The 7,184-nt window shown below is 65.0% G+C and carries 2 protein-coding genes; both read left to right on the top strand.

Going from position 1 to position 7,184, the window contains the following annotated elements; all coding sequences use genetic code 11:
- Positions 1–3,317 (top strand): DUF7507 domain-containing protein (locus tag LY631_RS14330; RefSeq protein WP_274426158.1); only part of this gene is annotated, 3,317 nt, incomplete at its 5' end.
- On the top strand, positions 3,314–7,117 hold the full coding sequence (locus LY631_RS14325; RefSeq protein WP_274426156.1) for a TonB-dependent receptor: 3,804 nt from the start codon (positions 3,314–3,316) through the stop codon (positions 7,115–7,117). The genes LY631_RS14330 and LY631_RS14325, both read left to right, overlap by 4 nt.
- Positions 7,118–7,184 lie beyond the last annotated feature (67 nt).

Below are 7,184 nucleotides of genomic sequence, written 5' to 3'. Positions count from 1 at the left end.
CCGGCGGTCCTGCGGACGACTTCCCCATCCAGGACGTGCTCCACGCCCACACGACCTTCGCTTCGGCCGACAACGCCGGCTCCCATTCGAGCGGTATTGTCGACTGGGCAGTGGACGTTCCGGGTGGTGCGGATGCGAGCACACCCGGCGAACTGGTGCTGACGGTCGAGGTGACGGTGAACGATCCGCTGCCTGCGGGCGTGGTGCAACTCGTCAACATCGCGAAGGAGCCGACGGAGACGGTGGACTGCACGGTGACGCCTACGCCGGCGAACTGTGTCATCACGCCGACGAGACCTCAGGTCGCGAAGGAAAAGCAGCTTGTGGGCGAGAGCGGCACGCTGGCCGGCATCGCCGAACCGGGCGAGACGCTCACCTATGAGATCACGCTGACGAACACAGGCGGTCCTGCGGACGACTTCCCCATCCAGGACGTGCTCGACGCCAACACAACCTTCGCTTCGGCCGACAACGCCGGCACGCATTCCGGCGGCACTCCGGCGGGCGGGATTGTCGAGTGGTCGCTGGACCTTCCAGCGGCGACAAACGCCAGCACGCCGGCGACGGCCGTGCTGACGGTCGAGGTGACGGTGAACGATCCGCTGCCTGCGGGCGTGGTGCAACTCGTCAACATCGCGAAGGAGCCGACGGAGACGGTGGACTGCACGGTGACGCCTACGCCGGCGAACTGTGTCATCACGCCGACGAGACCTCAGGTCGCGAAGGAAAAGCAGCTTGTGGGCGAGAGCGGCACGCTGGCCGGCATCGCCGAACCGGGCGAGACGCTCACCTATGAGATCACGCTGACGAACACAGGCGGTCCTGCGGACGACTTCCCCATCCAGGACGTGCTCGACGCCAACACAACCTTCGCTTCGGCCGACAACGCCGGCACGCATTCCGGCGGCACTCCGGCGGGCGGGATTGTCGAGTGGTCGCTGGACCTTCCAGCGGCGACAAACGCCAGCACGCCGGCGACGGCCGTGCTGACGGTCGAGGTGACGGTGAACGATCCGCTGCCAGCGGGCGTGGTGCAACTCGGCACCATTGCCAAGGAGCCGCCGGAGACGGTGGACTGCACGCTGTCCCCGACGCCGGCGAACTGTGCCATCACTCCGACACCGGGAAGTGCGGTGCCGGTGAAGAACTTGACGGCCGAGAGCGGACAGGTGCCGGACGTTGCGGAGCCAGGTGAGGCGCTCACCTATACGGTGACGTTGACGAACAGCGGGACGGTAGACGCCATCTACGACCTGACCGACAACATCGATGACAACACCCCCTATGTGGCGGGGTCTGGGACGGTGGACGGCACGTCGGACGAGCCGGATATGGCAACCGATCCACTGACATGGGACGACATCACAGTGCCAGCCGGCCAGTCGGTTGATGTTGTATACCAGGTTTTGGTGGCCGATCCGATCCCCGATGGCGTGACGGAGATCAGCAACGTCGCCTACAAGACCGGCGACCCGGAGCCGGATTGCACGGTAACACCGACGCCGGCGGGCTGCGTAACGGTCCCGGTTCCCGGCGAGGTCACCCCGAGCAAGGAGCTTTCGGCGGAAAACGGTACCGTCGCTGACATAGCCGAGCCTGGCGAGACGCTCACCTATACGGTGACGCTCACCAACGATGGCGCGGCGACGGCCTACAACCTGGCTGACAACATCGACGACAACACCACCTATGTGGCGAACTCCGCCACGATCGACGGGGTTGCCCAGGAGCCGGTCGGCAGCGATCCGCTCATCTGGAACGACATCCCCGTGCCTGCCAATGGCACGGTCAGCGTGGTCTACCAGGTGACGGTGGCGAATACCCTTCCCGAAGGCGTGACGGAGATCCGTAACATCGCCTACGACGGCGAGAAACCGGAGCCGAGCTGCGATGACGTGCCGGACCAGTGTGTCGTTACCGACGCGCCGGAGCCCGAAATCACGCTGGAAAAGGGCGGCAGATTCCAGGACGAGAACGGCAATGGCGTTGCCGAGGCCGGCGAGACGATCCTCTACACCTTCACGGTGACGAATGCGGGCAACGTGCCGCTCGATGATGTGACGCCGAAGGATCCCGGCCCGACCTTCAACAAGGTGAAAGGAACGGGGGCGCTTTCCGACTTCGAACCAGCTTCCAGTGCATCCCCCGTCTCGCTTGATCCCGCAGGCGCGCAGGAGTTCACTGCCACCTACTCGCTCACTCAGGAGGACATCGACAACGGCGCCGGCGTCGAGAACGGGGTCGAGAACACGGCCACGGCCGTCGGCATGGCGTTCTCCGGCATGGTGTCGAGCCGGGAGGTGGAATCGGAAGAGGCGGTTGCGCTTCTGGCTCTGCCGGCTGCGGTGAGCGACATCACGGTGACGAAGGTTGCCAATCTACGCTTCATCCGCCGCGGCGAGCAGGCGCCGTTCACCATCCGGGTGGCGAACAACGCCGCCACGCCTGCGCGGGATTTGACTCTGGTCGATACGATCCCGTCGGGCTTCCGCTTCGTCGAAGGCTCGGCGCAGGTGGACGGCGTCAAGGTGATGCCGATCGTCGCCGGGCGGCAGATCCGCTTCGAGGACGTGACTGTGCCGGGCGACGGTGAGATCGAGATCGAGCTCAGGCTCCTGGCCTTGTCGACGGCTGGCCCGGGGGATCACGTCAACCTCGCGCATGCAGAGGATTCGTTAGGTAACCGGGCGGGCAACGAGGCGCGTGCGGTGGTGGAGATCATCGTCGAGCCGGTGTTCGATTGCAGCGAAATCATCGGCAAGGTGTTCGATGACCAAAACCGCAACGGCTACCAGGATCAGGGCGAGCCGGGCCTGCCGGGGGTGCGGGTGGTCACGGTCAAGGGCTGGCTGATCACCACGGACGAATACGGCCGCTTCCACGTCGCCTGCGCCGATCTTCCCGAAGCGCGCATCGGCTCGAACTTCATCATGAAGCTCGACGAGCGGACGCTGCCCACGGGTTACCGGCTGACGACGGAGAATCCGCGCGTGGTGCGGCTGACGGCGGGCAAGATGACGGAGCTGAACTTCGGCGCCTCGATCGGCCGCGTGGTGCGGCTCGACGTCACGGACGAGGCCTTCGTGCCGGGCGAGGTCGAGCTCAACGCGCTATGGGCGGAAGGCGTCGACCAACTGGTCGTGGTGCTGGCCGAGGAGCAGGCGGTGCTGCGGCTCTCCTATATCGATGCCGGGACCGACCGCGAGCTCGCCAAGAAGCGGGTGCTGCGTCTCAGGGAACGGATCGCGGAAAGATGGCGACGGCGGGGAGAAGCCTACCCGCTCAACATCGAGATGCGTGTGGAGGCGGGGCAATGAGAATCCTGGTCCAAGCGATGCGCCTGAATGCGCGCGGCCCGGTCGAGGGCAAGCTTCTTCTCCTCGGCTGTACCGCACTTGCCGGCGTTCTGGCGACGCTGCCGCCGGTCGCCGCCGAGGAGGCGGGGCAGGGGGGCAGGATCCCCGCCGACAGCTCTGTGCATGCCCTCGCGATCGGCGAGAACACCGAAGGCGAAAGCGCTGCCGATCAGCCTCCGATCCCCTTCATGATCAGCGTCGACGGGGAGACGGTCGACAAGAGCGTAGATCCTGTCAATCCTGAGCCGGAGCTTGCCAAAGGGGGCGATCCCGCGCTGGCGGAGGCTAAGCCCGCCGAGAACCTGGCGCCAGGTGAAAAGGACCCCGCCTCCCGGCCTGTGGACCGGCAGCGGCAGACGGATGTCGACCTCGCCACGGTTGACATCCAGGTGAAGTTTGACGGGCTTGAAGCCGAGCCGCTGCTCAACGTTTCGACGTTGCCGGTAAAGCGCACCTACAAGGCAGGCGAGGAGGTGCGCTTCCTTGCCACCGCCAACTACCCCGCCTTCATTGAGCGGGCGGAAATCCGCATCCATGCCACCGAAAGCAGATACAGAAGGGATCCCGTGGCCGTCGTTCCGGTTGCCATCAATGGCGAAGGGGGCTGGACCATGCCGGAGGCGGAGGAGAGCGAGTTTACCTATGTGCTGCGCGTCTATGACGCCAAGGGGCGCTATGACGAGACGGCGCCACTTACCATTGCACGAACGGATCGCGGCTTCGCGCCTGACCCGCGGCAGGCAAAAGCGGTGGTGCCGGGCATGGGCGAGGACCGCACCCTGGTCCGCAACATTCCCGTTCGGGGAGGGGCGGTGACGGTGCACGGCAAGAGCGTGCCGCCCGGCTACTCGGTTATGGCCTTCGGCGAGGAGATTCCGGTCGATCCCGACCGGGCTTTCGTCGTGCAGCGCATCCTGCCGCCCGGCGACCATGCGGTCGATGTGGGGGTGACGGGCGTGTCGAAGTCGGGCGGGCTTTCTTTCATCCGCGACATCAACATTCCAGACAATGACTGGTTCTATGTGGCCCTGGCCGATCTCACCATCGGCAAGCGCATGGGCGACGACAATATCGAGGAGGTCAGGTCCGGCGAGTATGACGATGTCTATTCGAAAGGCCGGCTCGCCTTCTATCTGAAGGGCAAGATCAAGGGCAAATACCTGCTGACGGCCGCCGCCGACACGGGCGAGGACGATCTGGACGAGATCTTCCGCAACCTGGACAGTCAGGACCCGCGGCAGATCCTGCGCCGGCTCGACCCAGACGATTATTATCCCGTCTATGGCGACGATTCGACCATGGTCGAGGACGCGCCGACCAAGGGCAAATTCTATGTGCGGCTGGAGCGCGGCGACAGCCATGTCATGTGGGGCAATTACAAGACCCAGGTGACGGGCACCCAGTTCCTGCGCTCCGAACGCGCTCTTTACGGCGCCTCGGCCGCCTACCGCTCGGAAGCGGCCACCTCTTTCGGTGAGCGGCGCACGGAGATCTCGGCTTACGCGGCGCAGCCCGACACGCTGCCGCAGCGCGAGGAGTTCCTTGGCACCGGCGGCTCGGCCTACTTCCTGAAGCGTCAGGACATCGTCGAGGGCTCGGAGACGGTGACGGTGGAGACGCGCGACCCGGTGACCGGGCGTGTGCTCGAGCGCCGCGTGCTTGCCTATGGCGACGATTATTCCTTCGACTACATGCAGGGCGTCATCATCCTGCGCCGGCCGCTCAACTCCATGACCGGGGCGAGCGGGCCGGTGCGCGACGGAGCGCTCGGCGGCGGCAGGCTTTATCTCACCGTGCAGTACGAGTTTGAGCCTTTGGCCAGCGATGTCGACGGCTATGTCTATGGTGGCCGCGCCCAGCACTGGGTGAACGACCATGTGCGCCTCGGCGTCACCGGCATGGACGATTCGACCGAGATGGCCGACCAGAAGGCCTATGGCGCCGACATCATGCTGCGCCGCTCAGACAAGACCTGGTTCAAGGCCGAGATCGCCCATTCGGAGGGTCGCGGCTTCGACCTGTCGCAATCCTACGACGGCGGGCTGACTTGGGGCCGGGACGAGCCGGGCTATTACGGCGACCCTAACGATGACGAGGGCACGGCTTGGCGCGTCGAGGGCGAAGCCGACCTCGAGGAGCTTGGCGGGCCTTTGAAAGGCCGCGTCGGCGGCTATTACGAGGAGAAGGAGGCGGGCTTTTCCACACTGTTCGACGACGTGACCGTCGATCAGCGCATCTGGGGGGCGCATGCCGATCTCGACCTAAGCAAGAAGGCGGCTCTCGGGCTCACCTATGACGAGCTAACGGACGACCGCGGCCAGGTGCGCCGCGACGGCACCGGCAGCGTCTCCTACGAGTTCGACGAGCATTGGAAGGCCTCTTTCGGCGTCTCCTACACGGAGCTGATGTCGCCGCTCGCCATCGACGCCGGCAAGTCCGGCTATGACGGCAGCCGCGTCGATGCGGGCGTACGTGTCGACTACAGGATCGACGATGACCGGCTGGTCTATGCCTTCGCACAGGGCACCCTCGACCGCTCCGACGACATCGACCGCAACGACCGCGCCGGCGTTGGCGGCAGGATGCGGCTGACCGACAAGATCGGGCTCGAGGGCGAGGTGTCCTACGGCACGCACGGCATTGGCGCGCTCGCCGGCGTCACCTACGATCCGACCACCGACAGTCATTACTACCTCGGTTACAAGCTCGACCCAAGCCGCTCCTTCCACCTCGACAGCACGCGCGATCTCTTCGGCACCGACAAGGGGACGATCGTCGTCGGCATGCGCCGCACCATGGGCGATCTACTCTCGGCCTACAATGAGAGCAATTACGACATGTTCGGCGATCGGCGCACGCTGACCCAGACTTATGGCGTCGTCTATACGCCCGACGCCATGTGGACGGTCGATGGCGGGGTGGAGATCGGCCGTGTGCGCGATGACACGGTGGACGAGGACACCGATCTACAACGGGAGGACTTCGACCGCTACGCCCCGTCGCTGAGTATCGGCTACAAGGACGAGGAGCGCGGCATCAATGCGCGCGTGCGCGGCGAGGTCAGGATCGAGCGTTCGGACAACGAGACACGCGACCAGAACACCTATCTCTTCGCCGCGGGCCTCGGCTGGAAGACTAGCCCCGACTGGCGGCTTCTCGCCCATGTTGATGCGGTGGTGTCGGATTCGAAATCCTCTGAGACCTCCTTTGCCGATACCGACTATGTCGAGGCGTCCGTCGGCTTTGCCTACCGGCCGGTCGACAATGAGCGTCTGAACGCGCTTTTCAAATACACCTGGCTTTACGACCTGCCCGGCAACGACCAGCTGATCAGCGGCTCGACCGGCGATTACCTTGCCCCCGCCCAGCGCAGCCACATCGTCTCCACCGACCTGATCTACGACCTCTTTCCATGGCTCTCCGTCGGCGGCAAGTACGGCTTCCGCTATGGCGAGGTGCGATACCGCACCGGCACGGGATCCGATTTTGAGGAGGAGTGGCAGACAAGCTCCGCCCATCTCGGCGTCATTCGCGCCGACCTGCACGTCGTCAAGAGCTGGGACCTGCTGCTTGAAGGCCGCGTCATGCACATGCCGGAGGCCGAGACCACCGACTACGGAGCGCTCGCCGCGCTCTACCGCCATGTCGGCAACAACTTCAAGGTTGGTGTGGGCTACAATTTTGGGTCCTTCTCCGACGATCTGCGCGATCTCACCCTCGACGACAAGGGTGTCTTCCTCAATGTCGTCGGTAAGTTCTGACGGCATCTCGCCGCCGCGCCATCGCGGCGGGGAACTTTTCTTCGCGGCAGCAAAGCGTTGGGGGACG

Source organism: Chelativorans sp. YIM 93263 (genome assembly GCF_028767125.1).
In the GTDB taxonomy this organism is placed as follows: Bacteria; Pseudomonadota; Alphaproteobacteria; order Rhizobiales; family Rhizobiaceae; genus Chelativorans.
This window is presented reverse-complemented; position numbering and strand designations above follow the sequence as displayed.

Excerpts from the sequence above, each read along its gene's own strand:
- LY631_RS14325 (WP_274426156.1), top strand. The coding sequence starts at position 3,314 with ATGAGAATCCTGGTCCAAGCGATGCGCCTGAATGCGCGCGGCCCGGTC.